Origin of the sequence: Marinifilum sp. JC120 (assembly GCA_004923195.1) — a bacterium.
Lineage (GTDB): Bacteria > Desulfobacterota > Desulfovibrionia > Desulfovibrionales > Desulfovibrionaceae > Maridesulfovibrio.
On the sequence record RDSB01000004.1, the window covers coordinates 126534 to 142966 of the forward strand.

Annotated in this window: 16 protein-coding genes; 9 read left to right on the forward strand and 7 right to left on the reverse strand. The window is 48.6% G+C overall.

Annotation, left to right across the window (positions count from 1 at the left end; all coding sequences use genetic code 11):
* Positions 1–179: 179 nt before the first annotated feature.
* The 3 genes from fliM to D0S45_05865 form a co-directional block, all read right to left on the reverse strand.
* Positions 180–1160: a flagellar motor switch protein FliM gene (fliM, locus tag D0S45_05855; GenBank protein ID TIH18077.1), complete on the reverse strand. Its 981-nt coding sequence runs from the start codon at positions 1158–1160 to the stop codon at positions 180–182.
* A 125-nt stretch (positions 1161–1285) separates the two neighbouring features.
* Positions 1286–2116, reverse strand: a complete 831-nt coding sequence (locus tag D0S45_05860; GenBank protein TIH18078.1) for a peptidase M15 — start codon at positions 2114–2116, stop codon at positions 1286–1288.
* Between the two features lie 173 nt (positions 2117–2289).
* Positions 2290–2676 (reverse strand): transcriptional regulator, encoded by a 387-nt coding sequence (locus D0S45_05865; protein ID TIH18079.1) that lies wholly within the window; start codon positions 2674–2676, stop codon positions 2290–2292.
* A gap of 421 nt (positions 2677–3097) precedes the next feature.
* Here D0S45_05865 and D0S45_05870 point away from each other — a divergent pair, with 421 nt between their 5' ends.
* From D0S45_05870 to D0S45_05880, 3 genes are all read left to right on the forward strand, one after another.
* Positions 3098–3397 (forward strand): hypothetical protein, encoded by a 300-nt coding sequence (locus D0S45_05870; GenBank protein ID TIH18080.1) that lies wholly within the window; start codon positions 3098–3100, stop codon positions 3395–3397.
* Between the two features lie 133 nt (positions 3398–3530).
* Positions 3531–4787, forward strand: a complete 1257-nt coding sequence (locus tag D0S45_05875) for a response regulator (GenBank protein ID TIH18081.1) — start codon at positions 3531–3533, stop codon at positions 4785–4787.
* Positions 4788–4980: 193 nt separating this feature from the next.
* Entirely contained in the window at positions 4981–5214 is a 234-nt protein-coding gene (locus D0S45_05880; GenBank protein ID TIH18082.1) for a hypothetical protein, read from the forward strand.
* Positions 5215–5366: 152 nt separating this feature from the next.
* Here the strand turns inward: D0S45_05880 and D0S45_05885 are convergent, their stop codons facing one another.
* Complete coding sequence (locus D0S45_05885) at positions 5367–5837, reverse strand: ATPase P (GenBank protein TIH18083.1); 471 nt, start codon at positions 5835–5837, stop codon at positions 5367–5369.
* A gap of 32 nt (positions 5838–5869) precedes the next feature.
* Positions 5870–7633, reverse strand: coding sequence for an N-acetylmuramoyl-L-alanine amidase (locus D0S45_05890; GenBank protein TIH18084.1), 1764 nt, complete (start codon positions 7631–7633; stop codon positions 5870–5872).
* Between the two features lie 282 nt (positions 7634–7915).
* Here D0S45_05890 and glpX point away from each other — a divergent pair, with 282 nt between their 5' ends.
* The gene (glpX, locus tag D0S45_05895; GenBank protein TIH18085.1) at positions 7916–8899 is read left to right on the forward strand and encodes a class II fructose-bisphosphatase; all 984 of its coding nucleotides are present in this window, start codon (positions 7916–7918) and stop codon (positions 8897–8899) included.
* An 83-nt stretch (positions 8900–8982) separates the two neighbouring features.
* On the opposite strand, the gene D0S45_05900 is transcribed toward glpX, so the two are convergent.
* Positions 8983–9222 carry a hypothetical protein gene (locus D0S45_05900; GenBank protein TIH18086.1) on the reverse strand — a complete coding sequence of 80 codons (240 nt, stop codon included), beginning with the start codon at positions 9220–9222 and terminating at the stop codon, positions 8983–8985.
* A 151-nt stretch (positions 9223–9373) separates the two neighbouring features.
* On the opposite strand from D0S45_05900, the gene D0S45_05905 reads away from it, so the two are divergent.
* The 4 genes from D0S45_05905 (at position 9374) to D0S45_05920 (ending at position 13261) form a co-directional block, all read left to right on the forward strand.
* The gene (locus D0S45_05905) at positions 9374–9763 is read left to right on the forward strand and encodes a DUF202 domain-containing protein (GenBank protein TIH18087.1); all 390 of its coding nucleotides are present in this window, start codon (positions 9374–9376) and stop codon (positions 9761–9763) included.
* A gap of 12 nt (positions 9764–9775) precedes the next feature.
* Positions 9776–10840 (forward strand): lipopolysaccharide heptosyltransferase II, encoded by a 1065-nt coding sequence (waaF, locus tag D0S45_05910; GenBank protein TIH18088.1) that lies wholly within the window; start codon positions 9776–9778, stop codon positions 10838–10840.
* On the forward strand, positions 10833–12677 hold the full coding sequence (locus D0S45_05915) for a sporulation protein (GenBank protein TIH18089.1): 1845 nt from the start codon (positions 10833–10835) through the stop codon (positions 12675–12677). Before waaF ends, D0S45_05915 begins: the two co-directional genes overlap by 8 nt.
* 101 nt (positions 12678–12778) lie before the next feature.
* Entirely contained in the window at positions 12779–13261 is a 483-nt protein-coding gene (locus tag D0S45_05920; GenBank protein ID TIH18090.1) for a hypothetical protein, read from the forward strand.
* 61 nt (positions 13262–13322) lie between these two features.
* Here D0S45_05920 and rimO read toward each other — a convergent pair whose 3' ends face one another.
* Positions 13323–14636, reverse strand: a complete 1314-nt coding sequence (gene rimO / locus D0S45_05925) for a 30S ribosomal protein S12 methylthiotransferase RimO (protein ID TIH18091.1) — start codon at positions 14634–14636, stop codon at positions 13323–13325.
* Between the two features lie 186 nt (positions 14637–14822).
* Between rimO and D0S45_05930 the strand changes: the two genes are divergently transcribed.
* Positions 14823–16268, forward strand: a complete 1446-nt coding sequence (locus tag D0S45_05930) for a PAS domain S-box protein (protein ID TIH18092.1) — start codon at positions 14823–14825, stop codon at positions 16266–16268.
* Positions 16269–16433 lie beyond the last annotated feature (165 nt).

Consider the following 16433-nt stretch of genomic DNA (forward strand, 5'->3'; position numbering starts at 1 on the left):
CCTCCGACGGCTTAAACCCTTTGAAAAGGGTTTATTACACTGTCGTTATCCCTAAGACTCGAAGCGAAGCTTCTCGCCTAAGGGCTAATGCAAGAATCCCAAACTTTTTTAGTAGGGCTTCGCTGCTTCGAATTACTAACTGTCGTAAGTAAAAAAAGAATAAGTTTGAGTGATTGGGTTTACGTCATCTTCGGTTCGATTGCATGGGCAATCTGGAAGGCGCGGTTGGCCTTAACCCGTCCGGGGGAGCCGAGGTATTTTAATACTCCGCCCACTTCGCATTCGAGCATATCTTCCTCATCTGTATCCAGCAGCAGGAGATCGCCTTCTTCGAGATTGAGCAGCTGACGTCCGGTTATTTTGGTTTTGCCGAGGCGAACCAGCAGATCTACCGGAGTTTCAAGTAACCTTTCTTTGAAACGGCTGACCCAGACATGGTCGATTTCCAGACGTTCAGACTGGAAGGATGCGTGCAGCTTGGAACGGATTGGTTCCAACGTGGAGTATGGTAGACAGACGATGAGTGAACCGATGGCGTTTTCCAGTTCAACTTCAAAGGTAATGACCACAACAACGTCAGAAGGCGGAACAATGGCCGCAAACTGCGGGTTGACCTCTGAGCGGACCAGTTCGAGGTGAACCTCGTGTACCGGACGCCATGAGTCTTCAAGGTTGGAAAGGGCGATTTTTACAACCCGGTCTACAATGGCCTGTTCAATGGGCGTGAAATCACGGCCTTCAACCTTGGGCTGGGAGCCGGAGCCGCCGAAAAAGCTTTCAACCAGCGCGAATACCAGACGGGAGTCAACTACGAGAATGGCGTTACCGCGCAACGGGTCCATTTTAAAAATGGAAAGCGATGTCGGAACAGGCAGGGAACGCATGAAGTCCCCGAACTTGGACATATCGATGGAAATGGGGTTGATGTCCACCCTCTTGCGCATGGTGTTGGCAAGGTTGTTGGTGGCCAAGCGCGCGAAACGGTCATTGACGATTTCAAGAACGGGCATACGACCGCGGATAATGCGGTCCTGATTGGCAAGGTCAAAGGAGACAACACCGGAATCATCATCCGGTATGTCCTGCTCCGCTTCAACCTCTCCGCCGGAAAGGCCTCTTAATAGAGCATCAACCTCATCCTGTTGGAGAATTTTACTCATGCTTTAAAACCCGTGTCAGTTATCGTTGGTACATCAATGACTACAATTAGCCATTTTTGCCCGCAAAGTAAACGCGCAAGCCGATATGTATTGTATGTATCGTCCTAAAAAATAAAAATCTTTAGCTAAACTTTAATATGCCAAGGTTCAAAGCGTACTCCGAGCAGGTTGTTTTCCGGGTAGCGCAGTTGCAGATAGCCGTGCTCGCGTAGTTTGACGCAGGTTCCTGTCTCGGCGAAACGGGCACTGAAATTAGCGGCTCCAAGCCCTTTTTCACCCACATCAAAATCACCTACCGCGTGGTAGGAGTAGCCCGGAGGGGCCAATGAACGCGAAGCCAGTGATAGGTTGCCGCCAGTGGACTCCGTCTTGGAAAGAAAAAGTGTAAACTGTTTGACCACGCCGCGTACCCCGGAGGTCAGATATACTTTGCTGCCCAGCTCCTTGCGGATTTTGAGATATTTTTTATGCGGGTCGCCCCGGTAGAGAAAATTTCCGGTGCGCGGGATTTTGATCAGTTCCTTGCGGGAGATGGAAACAGTCAGCTTGTCCACGGGCTTTTCCCCGAAAAAACCGTAATCATGGGCGTCAAAGTGGAAGGTGCTGTCCAGAAATGTAAGCTCCTGCTGGGTAAATCTGCCGATGGAAGAATAATTGCGTGCAAATTTCAGGGTATCATCAAAGCTGAGTACGCAAAAATTACCGAAGCCGACAGTGCGCTGTACTCGGCGCAGTCTGTTTAGTGATGATTTGAGCAGGAGGAGTTCTTTTTTATTGAGAACAATATCTCCGGGCTGCGGCTTGTCGAAGTTAGCCATGCGGTGCAGGTAATCCTTGAGATCCTTTTCTTCCACTGTTCGGGCCATTTCCTGCGCATCGGCATAGCTGGAGAATCCGCACAGCCATGCGGAGGCGGAGACTTGGCATATGGATTTCAGGAATGTTCTTCTGTTCATAAGGATGCGTCTGCCCGGATCAGGTTAAGTTCAGCAGGTCGACTGTTATATAAAACAGAAATGGAGTTGTGAAAAGGGAAGGAGGATAAGAAAGGTTCAAGAAATAATAAAGCGCGGTAAGTAAAAATACTTACCGCGCTTTCTCTACCAATGAAAATGTATTGTCTAAAACTCTATTTACCGCGCTTGGTCCAGAGCTTCATTTCTTTCATTTTCTTACGGCGTTCACGCTGCAAAGATTTGCAGACCAGAGGGGTCTTTTTCTTCATGCCGTATTTTTCGCGGTATTCATCAGGGGTCAGACCGTGGGAAGCAAGGTGCTTCTTGGTGATGATCTTGAAGGATTTTCCGCATTCGCAGCAAACAATGGATTTTTCCTTGATGGATTTCTTGGGCTCGCATGCGGGAGCTTCTTCCTGCGCGGGGAGGGAGTTTTCGGCAATAGCCTGAATTCCGGCAGACAGTTTGCGGACCATGGAAGTCATCTCTTCTTCACTCATGGTTCTTACGCTTGCCTGTGCTTTGACTATTTCCAAAGCTTCTTTCAGATAATCTTCCACTTGGAATCTCCTTTCAGGATTATTTTTTCACTAACTTGGCGTTGGAAGAGATATGGATAAAGTACTTTGTAGTAGCTGTCAAATATATTAGATCGAATTATGCAGAGATTTTTGTAAATATATAAAAGATGCATGGATGGGAGTATTGTTATTTTATCCAATTAAGTTTTTTACAGTCTAAAAGTATGTTTAAAACAGATAAATTTCGAAAAAAGAAAAAAATACCGAACGTTATTTTTTAAAACTTAGTTTGTCTGGGGCTGTTTCGAGAAATGCGCATAGGCGAGCATGAGTGCCTACTCGCATAGATGAGGATTGGATTTGCGGTATTTGTATTGCGGGTGTACCCCGGACGAAGATTAATTATTGTTAAGCCCTGTATAATCATATTAACCTGTTTACGGTTTTGCCTGCCGGGGGAATGATTGCTGTTTTGAATAAAATTCTGTGTTCAGTTCTTTGTTTTTTTCTTTTACCATTATTTTGTTCCGGGTGTATCTGGGGGACTGCCGCTGTGGTCGGAGTGGCTGTGCTGGGGGCCAATGTTAATGAGTATCAGGAATCACAGACTCCGCGTAATGCCACAAAAGATCTTGATGAACATCTTGAGCAGAAGCGCAAAGTGGACGAAGCAATTTCGAGAAGTAAAGAATTTCCCCCTGATCCTATTGATACGGATGAGATCATTGAAACCTATGCCAACCCGACTATTGAAGATTAGGCGCGAAATTTTACGCTGCTGTTGCCAAATTTTATAATGCATTCACAATGATTTGACTTGCCTTAATCTTTTCCCAAAGTGTATCTTTCCCTTATTCATCTAGCTTAATTAAAACGAACTTAAAGGGGGCAGCATGTCCGGACAGACAGCGAAGAATACTGTTCTTGTGGTTGAAAACAGTAATACTCAGGCAAGAATAATTACCGAACATATAGAATCCATTACACCTTTTGATACCATGGTGGTCAATTCCATGGATGAGCTTGAAAGTAAGCTTGAAGATAATGGTAATGATGTTTTTATCGCAGTCCTGAACTTGAATATCAAAGGGGCCCCTGACGGGGAGGCTGTGGATTACGTTCTTTCCCGTAAAATCCCTTGTATTATCCTCACCTCTACCTTTGATGAAGAGATTCGTAACCGTTTTATTGAGAAAAGTGTGCTGGACTATTTTAATAAATCCAGCCGTGAAGATCTTGAAGAAATGGTCGACCTTATCCACCGCATACATTCCAACCATGAAATCAAGGTGGTAATAGCTGAGGACAACTCTACTGCCCGCAAGATTATGCAGATGTTGCTGGAGCGGCTCAACTTTACTGTGCTGGCCGGAAATGACGGAGCTGAGGCTCTTGAATTGATTAAAGCCAACCCGGATGTGCAATTGCTGCTTACCGACTATGAAATGCCTAATTTGGACGGCTTTGAGCTGGTCAGTGAAGTACGCAAGACCCACAGCCGCGATCAGATGGGAATTCTCGGTGTTTCGGCTCATGATTCCGGGGCCATCACTGCAAAATTTCTCAAACGTGGAGCAAACGATTTTCTCAAAAAGCCCTTTGAAGTTGAAGAATTCTCATGGCGGGTGACCAACAACCTCAACGAACTTGAGAGGGTTCGTTCCATCAAAGACGCTTATAGCCGTGATCCCTTGACCGGTTTTTCCAATCTCAATTTTTTCCTTGATAAGGGCCGTGAGCTTTTTGAAGAATCCACTAAAAAAGGTAATACGCCTGTTGTTGCAGCTTTTAGCGTAGATGACATGCTTGAAATCAACAGCCAATACGGCTGGGACGGCGGTTTTGCGGCTATGAAAAAGGCATCTTCCCTTTTGGACCAACATTCCCTTGGCTGGCTGCTGACCGCACGCAGTGATTGGGGTTTCTATATTCTTGCCGAGGACCTTGAAGCGTTGAAGCGTGATCTTGGTGCGGTCAAAGCGGCTCTTGCCAGCTCGCAGATTGTGTCCGGTGCCGATAGGTTCATGGTCAGCGCATCTTTTACCATCAGCAAAGAGTCCGGTGCAAATCTTGATGCTACCGTGAGCAAGGCCGCAAAGGTTTTGAAGGATATTCAAGGTAAGGGTGTGAATGGATTTAGCTTTGCTTAAGATGCCTCCGGCGGCCAGAGAAACCTTTGGAAAGGTTTCTCTGGACTCTTCCAAACTTTTTTAGCGGGGCTTGCCGTTTTGTATGTGAAAGTATAGTAGAATTAAGCCTGCAATATCGAACCTGATCTTGCAGGCTTTTTTGATTTCTCTGTTCTAGGTTTACGGGTGCAGATTCATTCGCTATGATTTCCCCATGCTAGTTTTAAAATGCTCAGCTTGTAGGCGCAAGTTGTGGAAATATTATAAGATAGGGCAGGGCGAGGTTCACCGCTGTCACAAGGAACGGATTAAGAAAATTTGGAATGCCGAGGAACGTGACGGCAAGGTTTATTGTCCTTGCGGAAAAGCGTTCGGCATAGACCGTGGTACTTATTGGACCATGGATAAGAAGGCGTTTACGTATTCAGGGACGAAGACGAATAAATGATCTGAAGCCATATGAAAATCATAAAGCCCGTAGTCTCAGAAGAGATTACGGGCTTTATTTAATGCAAATTTTAAGGGCGAAGCGGCGAAGCGATATTGAAAAAGTTTGGGATTCTAAAACCCTTTTCAAAGGGTTTTAGCCGCCGGAGGCATTTAATTCCGCAGAGTAGTAAGCAAGCGTACAGGGTGTGTAAAAACTCCAAGTGCTCCAGAAATGTCGGTTGCTACTAGGTCGGCGGCTCGTGCGGCTTTCATGGACATGCATTCGGCCCCGGAGATGATGATGCTCAGGGCGGCTTCTTTGAGCATGAGCATGTCGTTGCGTCCGTTGCCGATGCAGGCGCATTTTTCAATGCCGAGTGTTTTTACATATTCAAGCTTGGCCTTGTCTTCCGGGCTGCCGCTGATGATGTGGATGGTCACGGGCAGGCCGGAAAGTTCTTCTTCGCACTGGCCTATGGTGTCGGCAGTGAGCACGTGAACCTGCACATCTTCGGACAGCTCCATGATCAGCTTGCCCACTCCGGGCAGCAGGTTGCCGTCAAGGGCGAGGGTGCCGTTGTAGTCCAGAACAAGATGCTCGATTTCGAGCTTGGCAAATCCGGGTATATCAAGATTAATCATGTCTGCTTTCCTGCAACTCGGTTTGGCTGATGTTAAAGGCTGGCGTATCTTTCTATCTGTTTCTTGTATTCCAAGACACCTTTTACGATGCCGTCGGCAATATATGAAAGATAGCGGTCTGTTTTAAGGCGTTTTGCTTCAGTGCGGTTGGTCAGATAACCCAGTTCGATAAGCACGGAAGGCATCTTGGCACCCATGAGTACGTAGAAAGGAGCTTCGCGCACTCCCTGATCTTTTACTGACCATTTGCGGCGGATATTTTTCAATGATCCGGTATGGATGCTCTTAGCCAGATCCTTGCTTTCCTTCATTTTGGAATTGAGCATCAAATCGGTAAGGATGACCTGTAAGTCGCTGATTCTCTTGGCGGAGACAGCGTTTTCTCGAGCTGCTACACGGACCGCATTCCGGTTGCGGGCAAGGTTCAAGGTGTAGGTTTCAATACCGTTGATTCTTGAACTGCGGTGCGCGTTGCAGTGGATGGAAATGAACATATCAGCCTTCTTGATGTTGGCCATAGCGGTTCTTTCTTCAAGAGGGATAAATTTGTCTTTGGTCCGGGTGTACATGACTGTGAACCCGGCTTTTTTGAGCTTTGCCGCAAGTATTTTTGCAAAACGCAGGTTGATAGTTTTTTCTTTCAGTCCGTTGGCGGATGCACCGGGGTCCTTACCGCCATGACCGGGATCGAGCATGATGGTTTTAAAGGTCAGTCCCAGCTGTTCAAGCAGTTCTCCGGCCATTTTTTTGCTGTTTGCCGGAGGTGTATATTTTTGCGGTTTGGAGTTCTTGCGTGTGGAATGGCGGACCGGACTTTTGTTCTCGACGACTTTGCCTTCTTCAGGAGCCTGAACATCAACGACTAGCCTGAAGGGGTTTTCCAGCGGAAAAATTTTGTAATCCTGCATGGCATTGAAATCGAGCACCACGCGGGTGGTCCGGGGGTCGCGCTGGGCGGAGCGAATGTCCTTGAGAATACCGTCTTCAACATGAGTTGCTTTGTGCACGCCGTTGCCAAGCACGGTGTTTTCAAGGTCGATATACAGCCTGTGCGGGCGGTTCACACTCTGGTTCGGATTCAGGATCTGATAGCGGTAGCGCACCTCTTCGTCGAGATCCAGCACTACGCGGGTGTAGCTGTCACTGCTGGTATAACGTACTGAGAGAAGCTTGGCCTTACTGGAGGATTTCCTACTGCTTTTACTGGATGCCTTCTTGGCTGGAATGATGGTTCCCGAAGGCTTTTTATGCTTTGTTTTTTTACCTGAAATGCCCTTTCGATCCATGGAATCCAGCCGTTTGCGGGCTTTGGAGTACATGTCCGACTTGGCATAGCGGTGTACGATGGTCAGGTAGTCGGAATAAGCAAGGTCTTTTTCATGTAGTTTGCGCAGCCTGATCTCGGCCCTGCGGTAGATACTGTCATCCGTCCATTGATGGGAGGGAAAGTTTGAAATCATGCGCCCGTAGTAATCTACCGAGGTGCGGAAATCTTTTTTCATGCCGCTGCGGTTGCCTAATTCCTCGTAAGTCCTTCCCAGATAGTAGAGGGATTTAGGCGCGTATTGACCGCGGGTGGACCTTTTGAAAACATTGCGAAATTTTTTGCCCACTTTTTCCCATTCAGAACGGTATTGGGCTTTTTTCTTGTTTTTGGAAAGTGCATGGAATTGTTTCCAGGCAATGGTGAAATCGTCTTTTATGCTCGCCCCGAATGCGCTGGCAGGTATGACTGAAACAAGCAGTCCTGCAAGGAAAAGGGCCATGATCAGATTTGGAATAAAAAATTTGCGCATTTTTTCGGTCGAATATCTTTATATTAAATGTTTTTGCCCAGTGTGACGTAGTAAAGATACAGGCAATTGTTCTAAAAAAAGTTTAGATGTTTTCTTTAATAAGCTTGCATGGCAGAAAAATCAACTTCTATGTTATATGAGAGGGAGTATGGTTCGATTTGAGTACTCAGGGCCGCGAGAACAGTGTATGAAAGCTGGACTGACGGCCCTTTTTATGTAATTGGCATATGCATTGTTACACGGAACTTAAACAATTTACTTCACTCATTTGGAGATAGATAAATGGAAGCTCCCCAGAGAAATTTGGCTCTTGACCTTGTTAGGGTAACCGAAGCTGCGGCACTGGCTTCCGCCAGATGGCTGGGCCGGGGTGACAAAAACGCCGGTGATCAGGCTGCGGTCGATGCCATGCGCCTCAGTTTTAACAGCCTGGAAATCAGCGGTACAGTTGTTATCGGTGAAGGCGAGAAAGACCACGCCCCCATGCTCTACAATGGCGAGAAACTGGGTGTTGGCGAAGGTCCGGGCATGGATGTTGCCGTGGATCCCGTAGAAGGCACTAATCTGCTGGCATACGGTCGTCCTAACGCCATCTCTGTTGTCGGTGTTGCTCCTACTGGAATGATGCTTGATCCGGGTCCCAGCTACTACATGCAGAAGCTGGTTGTACCTACCGCCGCAAGGAACATGGTCGACATCAACGCTCCGGTCAAGGACAACCTCGTTAAGATTGCTAAAGCCCTGAACAAGGACGTGGACGACCTCGTTGTTTTCGTTCTGGAAAAACCGAGACATCACGGCCTGATTCAGGAAATTCGTGATGCCGGGGCACGTATCCAGCTGCACACCGACGGTGATGTTGCCGGTGCACTCATGGTTGTTGATCCCCGCAGTCCCGTTGATGTTATGATCGGAACCGGCGGTACTCCCGAGGGTGTACTTGCTGCCTGCGCTATCCGCATCATGGGCGGCGAGATGTTCGCAAAATTCGATCCTCAGTCCGAGTCCGAGAAAGAAGCTCTCGAAGAGCAGGGCTATGATCTGCGTAACATCATGACTGTTAATGATTTGGTTAAGAGTGATGATATTTTCTTTTCCGCCACTGGTATTTCCGGTGGAACCTTCCTGCGCGGTGTCCGTTATCTCGGTTATGGCGCGGAAACCACTTCTCTGGTCATGCGCGGCAAGACCGGAACCGTACGCCATATTGAAGCTGTCCACACATGGGATAAGCTGATGAAGATCAGTGCAGTTAAGTACGATTAGTACGGGTATTTAAAGAATGAAAAAATGGGCGGTTTCGACTTGATTGTCGGAACCGCCCATTTTTAATCTGTTTGCTTAAAAAACTAATACTCCGGAGCTTCCAGCTTTTCGGAGATGATTTCTGCATCTACGGGGCGGGCTGCGGTGTTAAGCTCTTTAGCTTCCCCGTGGCAGGTGATGCCGGTGGGGCGTATCTGTACGTATCCGGCAGAGAGAACTTTTGTGTAGGGAATCTGCTCTCTGAATTCGAGGTAGCCGATGCGGTTGGGGATGAGTATGGGCAGCGGGTCGCCTGAGAAATCCTCAAACATGATATATTTCATTTTCGGTCCTTTATGATGCGGCCTGCCGGGGTTGGCATGAGGCCGGAAGTTGTTCCAGTTTGCGAACAATGTTGCCCGCATTCTCATTACAGATTATAGGCATATATATTCAAGATCAAGAAGTGTAGACCAGAAAATCCGGAGTTGGCAAATGGCAGGACATGACAAGGAATCGCTGGACAATAACGAACTTGCCAGAATGCGTACTTTGCTGGCTAATGAACGGACATTTCTGGCCTGGTGCCGGACCGCACTGGGTTTGTTTGGCTTCGGTTTTGTAATCGAGAAGGCCAGATTATACATGGAAAAAATGTTGCCCGGGACCCCGGCGAGAATGCTGAGTGAGATGAATTTTCTTGGCATTTTCATCATTATTTCGGGGATGGTTATCCTGACCAGCGCGGCTTTTCGTTTTTATCGTTTTGAAAAAAGTGTTGGCTCAAGGGTCCGCTGGACTACCCCGTATCCTGAAATGCTGGTTACCGTGGCTGTGGGAGTAATCCTTATTGTCAGCTCTGTCGCTGGTAGAATGTTTTTTTAAATATTTATTTGAATGAAAAAAAATTACAAAAAAATAGCCCTTTGGCAGACCGCCTTTCTTGGCGATGCGGTGCTGACCCTACCCCTGATCAAGGCCCTTTCTTTGCGCTTCCCTGATGCAGAAATTCATCTTTTTGTGCGCAAGGGCGTGGAGTCTTTGTTTGCAGGCCAGCCGGAGCTGAGCGGAGTGCATGGCTTTGATAAACGGGGCGGGCAAAAGGGTATGGGCGCGGCCCGTTCTTATGGTGCCCAGCTGGGCAAACAGGGCTTCGATCTTTGGATTTCCGCTCACACTAGTATGCGCTCGGCTGTGGTTTCTGTGTCCACCGGAATCCCGGAACGCATTGGTTATGATTCCCCGTGGTATAATCGTTTTGTTTATTCGCAGACAGTGAAACGGCGTTTTGATGATCTGGAGGAAGTGGAAAGGCTGCTTGCTCTCGGTGAACCGCTGGGGATTTCCGGTCCGGCACCGGAGGTTATGCTTGAGCTTCCCGCAACAAGGCTCAGTGAAGCAGAATATTTTTTTAAGGACCTTGGCGATGTTCCGGTGATAGGCGTCCATCCCGGTTCCACATGGGAAACCAAGAAATGGCCGGAGCAGAATTTCGCGCAGGTGATCGATAGGTGCATAAGTGAGGGTTTCAAGGTCATCCTGTTCGGCGGGCCTGACGAAAAAGAACTTTGTCAGTCACTCCTCGGGCGGGTTGAGCAGGCAGATGCAGTTATCAATCTGGCTGGGAAATTGGGCTTACAAGAACTTGCGGCTCACATCCGGCAACTGGATGTCTATCTGACTAATGATTCCGGTCCCATGCATATCGCTTGGATTCAGAAAGTTCCTGTGCTGGCCATGTTCGGCCCTACCGTGCGCAAATTTGGTTTTTTTCCGCGCGGCGAGAAGTCTACTGTGCTGGAGAGTCCTGATGACTTGAAATGCAGGCCCTGCGGTTTGCATGGTGGTAAAAGCTGCCCGGAAAAGCATCATAAATGTATGACTGATATTACGACCCGGATGGTTTGGAATGAGATTTTACAGAAAGTCCGCAAAGGCAGGGGGAACGACGGGAATGGTTAGTTTGAAGAAAATCTTTATTCCCCTGCTGGTTTTGTCATGCATGGTTCTGGTTTCCGGGTGTAAGATTAAAGGTTTCAACTCTGTTCAGGAACCAGTCGCCGCACCTGTCCTAGCTCCGGTTAAGGTTTCTTCTGCCCCTTACACCGAAGAAAAGAAGAGCGTGATTGTCTGTACTGCCGACTTTTTGCGCGCGGCTCGCTCTTTTTCCTATTTGCACCGTGAATACGAGGGTGTGAAGTCGGTTATCCTCAAGGTTCCGTCCTGCAATGGTACTGCTGAGTCGGTGGACAAAGTTGTTTCCGGGGTGCGTGATCAGGTGGACCGTCTTAATAAGAACGGTAAGCTCATGTCCGTGCTCATTCTCGGCAACCGGGAGATTATTCCTCCTGCCGGATTTAGCGCAGTGAACGGAACTGAAGTATTCCTTTCTGATTACGGTTATGGCGGTTCGGCCTCGGCCCCGGAGAATGTGCTGCCTGTTGGTAGAATTCCTGCCCGCGACTGTGCAGAGGCCGAAGCTGTGGCCGCTAAGTATGAACGCTGGTACGGGGACCGTGAGTTCCGTCCGGCGTGGCCGGTTTCATTTATCGGAGGGGAGGGCTTTTCCGCCCAGTCACTTTCTGATTCGGAGCTTCTTTTTTTCAGCCTGCAACAGGAAGGCATGGCCGGACCTGAAGCCATCCGCTACCTCGGTGCTGCCGGTGGAACGACTCCGCAGCGGTTGCAGCAGTCTCTGGCTGAGGATGATGTCTCGGTGCAGTGGCTGGCCCTTGAAGCCGGTTCCGAAGGATTTCGATCCGGGAACGGAATAGTGTCTGTCTCTCAAATTTTGAATCTTGAATACAAACCCGGCTTACCTGTTATCCTTAATCCATCCTGCGAAATTGCCGCTGTTAATGCCACCACGCCCACTCCTGCGGAAGCAGTTGTGCTTTCTCCCGGCGGGGGATTGGCTATGATGACCGGCTGCAACAGTGCTGGAAATGTCCGCGCCGAGCTTGATGATGGACGTGTTTTCCGGGTTGATTCCAGCGGTACACCCCGTTTGCTCATGGAATTTCATAAGGCTTACTTCAGCGGCAAACACCGCATGGGCGATGCCCTCATCGAAGCACGGGCTCAGTTTGCGCAGAATTTGCTTGAGGGCGAGGATCTTGCACCGTTGTATGACCTTGTTTTTTACGGTGATCCGGTCATGTCCCTGCCTTTGCCCGTGCGCACGGAATCTCCTTCTTACAAGGGGTTGAATGTGGTTACCAAGTCCAAAAAGCAACAGGGCGTAGCTGTTTTTGCGGTCAATTCCACCATTTCCTTTGCCATGGAAGAGGGCGGAGTCTACCCGGCTGTGCGTTTGCAGGTCATTGATCGTAGCGATGGGAGAATGGTCTCTTCCATGAAAGTGGAAGAGGATGATATTTTTAATTTCATGTCCGATGGCGAGGGGCAGTATCTTATTTATTCACGTCCGCTCGATGGGCCGTTGGCTTGGCAGTTTTTTGATGTTCGCGAGAAGGGAAAGGTTGATAAAAATGAATCCGCTGTTGTTGCAAAACGGAGCAAACCTTCCCCAAGGATTAGTGCCGGACTTAAATCGGTCAGCTACGCGGTACAGGTTAGCTCCAACCGTAAAGAGAAATCAGCTGCCAAAGTGCGTAAGCGGCTAAGCGGACAAGGCTACAAGGCCTATGTGGTCGAGATTCCTTCCGCTAATAATCGCAAGTGGTATTGTGTCCGTTTCGGACGTTTTGATTCATGGGCCGACGCCGTGGAAGCCTCCGCTGCTTATGAGCGTAAGGAACAAGCTGACGCGAAGATTGTTCGCTGTAGTGACGGGTAATCCAAATTTTATAACACATGTCCTGTTGATTGTTGGCGTTGCTTTTATTATAAGCCTGTTTTCGGAATGTTAATTAACATTAAGAATGCAGGTGCTGGGCAGTGAATTCAAAGCTGAAAAAGATAGTTTTTTTATTGATAGGCCTTGCGGCTTTTGCCTCGCTGGGCACTTATACCATCTATTCAATTAGAGGTGGCGGGAAATCTCAGGCGGTGCTTTCTTCCAAGTATAAATTTTCCAAGGGTATTTCTCCTGCAAAACTCGAACTGAGTAACGGCGAGATTATCAAGCTCAACAGGAGTTTCTGGGAGAACCGGGAAGTTCTTAAGAAGGCTGTTCTTACTGTGGTAGGTCAGGAATCTGATCGGGGGCCCAAAGAAATGACCCCGCAGGCCGGATTGAAATTCTCACTTGAACTCAAGGGGAAAAGCGGCATGTCTTATTCCCCGGAGAACGTCATTTGTCAGCGTAGCAAGCTTGTGAATGAGATAGCTCGTTATGTTGAGGAAGGCGCAAAAATTTTAGCTTCTTATGACGGAATGCCGGAGCTGAGTAACCGGGAAGTTGAAATAGTAGACATGTAAAACATTTTTGGTACAGACGGATTAATCCCCCTGAAGCTGATAGCGTCAGGGGGATTGTTTTTTATTTAACCAGAGTCACCAGATCATAATCAGTGACATTGTCTATTTCTGCTTCAACCATCATGCCCGGTTTAAGCTCTATGCCCTCTTCCGGGGCACTGACGTAGGTGGTACCGTCCACTTCCGGGGCTTGAAACCAGACCCTTCCATTGAATAGTCCGGGCCATTCGTCATTCGGCTCTTCCACCAGCACCTGAATTGTTTCCCCTACTTTTTCTTCAAGGATTTCGCGGCTGATTTCGGACTGGATTGCCATAAGTTGCTCTCTGCGTTCTTCGCGCAGTTCTTCGGGCAGTTGTTCCATTTCCCCGGCAGGGGTGCCGTCTTCCGGCTGGTAGGCGAATACTCCCAGATTCTGAAAGCGGGTTTCTTTTACAAAATCAACAAGGGTGTTGAAGTGCTCTTCAGTCTCGCCGGGATAGCCCACGATGATGCTGGTACGCAGCACCGCGTGGGGGATATGTTTGCGTACCCGGTCAATCACTTTGCGCGGGTCGCGTGCAAAGGGACGGCCCATGGATGACAGTACATCCGGGTGGGCGTGCTGGATGGGAATATCAAAATAGGGCAGCAGCGGTTTTCCGGCCTGCGCAAGAAAGGAAAGCATGGAATCGGTCAGCCCTGCGGGATAGAGATACATGAGCCGCAGCCATTCCATCCCTTTGAGTGGGAGCAATTTTTCAATAAGGGAACGCAGGTTTGTTTCCTTATCGTCAAGGTCACAGCCGTAGGCCGTGGTATCCTGTCCTACAACGACCAGTTCCGGTACGCCTTGGTCAAGGATGTAGCGGGCTTCGTCCACCAGACTATCCAGATTGCGGCTTACATGGGGCCCGCGGATGGAGGGGATAGTGCAGAATCTACAGGAGTGGGAGCAGCCTTCGCTTATTTTCAGGTAGGCGTAGGACGGGCCGGTGCTGATGGCCCGTTGTTTTGAGACTGGAAATTCTTTTGCCAGAGCTTTGGCGGCCAGTTCCGGCCACTGGTCCAGTTCGTGAGTGGATAGCCAGAGGTCTACTTCCGGCATCTGTTCGCTTAGCTTGCCGTATCGACTGACCAGACATCCGGCTACAGCCAGCACCGGGCGTGGGCTTAAGTCTTTGATGGCATCGGCAGCCTCAAGAATGGTATCCACGGATTCTTCGGTGGCAGGACCGATAAAGCCGCAGGTATTGATCAGCACGAGGTCGGATTCTTCGGCAGTTGATGCTGGGATCATGTTATCGCCGAATGCGCCGAGCATTCTTTCCGTATCGACCCTGTTTTTGGGACAGCCGAGGCTGATGGTATAAATTCTGGTTTTAGTGATGCTCATATTTATAATTCCGTTTGTGATAAATTTTACGGATGATTTTTAGGTCAGGATTCCTTGTGCGGCAATGGTTAACCTATTCGTCTCCAAGTGCAAAGGGCTAAATAATGTCATTCCCCATTGCCCCTTTTCAGGAAAATAGTTTATCTTGAAACTGCTTTCAAAAACAAGGGCCGGGACGGAGCAGGAATGCTTGAAGATTTTATTGATATAAAAAAAGATTGCATCGGGATTGTGGGGCGATCATTCGCGCTTTCCGCACTGTCATTGCTGCTGCATGAAAGCAGCCGTGATGCCGCAGGTATAGTGCTGGAAGCAGGGGTTCTCATTGATGAATCCGGCACTCCCCTTCAGGACGGTCATGATTTTCCCCTTTATGCGGATGTGGGAGCCATGCTTTCCGCGCATCCATCCATAGAGATGGTTTTCGAGCTTTCCGGTGAAGCGGAGATGGTGGCAGAATTGCGTTCTTCTCTGCCGTCTGATGTCGCTCTTGTGGAGCTTCACGCAGCCCGGTTTTTTCTTAGACTACACGCAACTGATCGTTTGTGGATAGCCTGCAAGGCCAATCTTATGCAAACGCAGGCTTTGTTTAAGTCGGTGGTGGATCAGTTTCCCGAAGATATAATAATTGTCGGTTCTGATGGTACTATTCTGGATTGCAACAATCATTTTGCCAAGCGGACCGGGAAGATGCTGCCTGAGTTGCAAGGCAAGAATCCATTAAAATTTTTCGATTCTCTCGCATCTCTGTGCCCACTTAAGAATGGTGCTATCGATGTTTCGGCTTTGCCCCGCCATAATAAAGAGCAGATGTTCTCTGAGAGTGATGAGCAGGGCAAGATGCATTTTTATCGTCTTTACGTTTATCCTATTATTGAAGATGGTAAGGACAACGTTGTCCAGTTGGTAATCATTTGCAGGAATATCACCGAGCGGACCTTGATTGAGCAACGTTTGCAGCAGACTGAACGTATGGCTACCGTGGGCGAGCTTTCAGCTTACATTGCCCATGAGATTCGCAATCCGCTTATGGCTATGGGCGGTTTTGCCAAAGCTCTGATGAAAGACAAAAATATTGATCCTTCCGGGCAGGAGAAAATCAAGATTATCCTTGAGGAAGCCCAGCGGCTGGACCGTCTGCTTAAAAGTATTCTCAGTTTTGTACGTTCAAGGGATGTGCAAAAGAATAATATCGACGTCAACCGGGTTGCCGCCGATGCCATGCAGCTCCTTTCACTGGGGTGCCAGTTGCAGGGGATTGAAGTGGATATGGATCTTGATCCCTGCCATCCGCTCGGTGTCGGAGGGACGGAGCAGATTCGCCAGTGTTTGATCAATTTGGTCAAAAATTCCATGGAAGCCATGCCGGACGGGGGCAGTCTCAAAATTTCCAGCGGAATAAGTGAAAAGTATGTCTGGCTGGAGGTGCGCGATAGCGGACCCGGAATTTCAGATGATCTCCGTACTCATGTCTTTGATCCTTTCTATTCCAGCAAGGTTTACGGTAACGGTCTCGGGCTGCCCATGGTCAAGAAGATCATGGAAGAGTTCGGCGGAGATGTGGAGCTTGCCAGCCGTCCGGGCAAAGGCACCAGCGTGGCCCTGTTGCTGCGTAAAGCTCCAGTTGCCTAAACAGCGTCTACAGCGTATTAGTTCCAAAGCATAATTTTGATGCGCTATCGCGCTTTTGATTGTCGCATTTCGCCTCCGGCGGGCAGAAGGGCTAAGCCCCTCTGCACTCCCTAGTTGTTTTTAGTCAGTTAACTCTCAAAATTATATAATATTTCTACGGGAGAT

What these genes read in the sequence shown, in the direction of transcription:
- D0S45_05870 (TIH18080.1), top strand. Translation starts at nt 3,098, where the DNA reads ATGATTGCTGTTTTGAATAAAATTCTGTGTTCAGTTCTTTGTTTTTTT.
- D0S45_05905 (TIH18087.1), top strand. Translation starts at nt 9,374, where the DNA reads ATGGCAGGACATGACAAGGAATCGCTGGACAATAACGAACTTGCCAGA.
- fliM (TIH18077.1), bottom strand. Translation starts at nt 1,160, where the DNA reads ATGAGTAAAATTCTCCAACAGGATGAGGTTGATGCTCTATTAAGAGGC.
- D0S45_05875 (TIH18081.1), top strand. Translation starts at nt 3,531, where the DNA reads ATGTCCGGACAGACAGCGAAGAATACTGTTCTTGTGGTTGAAAACAGT.
- D0S45_05930 (TIH18092.1), top strand. Translation starts at nt 14,823, where the DNA reads ATGCTTGAAGATTTTATTGATATAAAAAAAGATTGCATCGGGATTGTG.
- D0S45_05880 (TIH18082.1), top strand. Translation starts at nt 4,981, where the DNA reads ATGCTAGTTTTAAAATGCTCAGCTTGTAGGCGCAAGTTGTGGAAATAT.
- rimO (TIH18091.1), bottom strand. Translation starts at nt 14,636, where the DNA reads ATGAGCATCACTAAAACCAGAATTTATACCATCAGCCTCGGCTGTCCC.
- D0S45_05885 (TIH18083.1), bottom strand. Translation starts at nt 5,837, where the DNA reads ATGATTAATCTTGATATACCCGGATTTGCCAAGCTCGAAATCGAGCAT.
- D0S45_05915 (TIH18089.1), top strand. Translation starts at nt 10,833, where the DNA reads ATGGTTAGTTTGAAGAAAATCTTTATTCCCCTGCTGGTTTTGTCATGC.
- D0S45_05890 (TIH18084.1), bottom strand. Translation starts at nt 7,633, where the DNA reads ATGCGCAAATTTTTTATTCCAAATCTGATCATGGCCCTTTTCCTTGCA.
- glpX (TIH18085.1), top strand. Translation starts at nt 7,916, where the DNA reads ATGGAAGCTCCCCAGAGAAATTTGGCTCTTGACCTTGTTAGGGTAACC.
- D0S45_05860 (TIH18078.1), bottom strand. Translation starts at nt 2,116, where the DNA reads ATGAACAGAAGAACATTCCTGAAATCCATATGCCAAGTCTCCGCCTCC.
- waaF (TIH18088.1), top strand. Translation starts at nt 9,776, where the DNA reads ATGAAAAAAAATTACAAAAAAATAGCCCTTTGGCAGACCGCCTTTCTT.
- D0S45_05900 (TIH18086.1), bottom strand. Translation starts at nt 9,222, where the DNA reads ATGAAATATATCATGTTTGAGGATTTCTCAGGCGACCCGCTGCCCATA.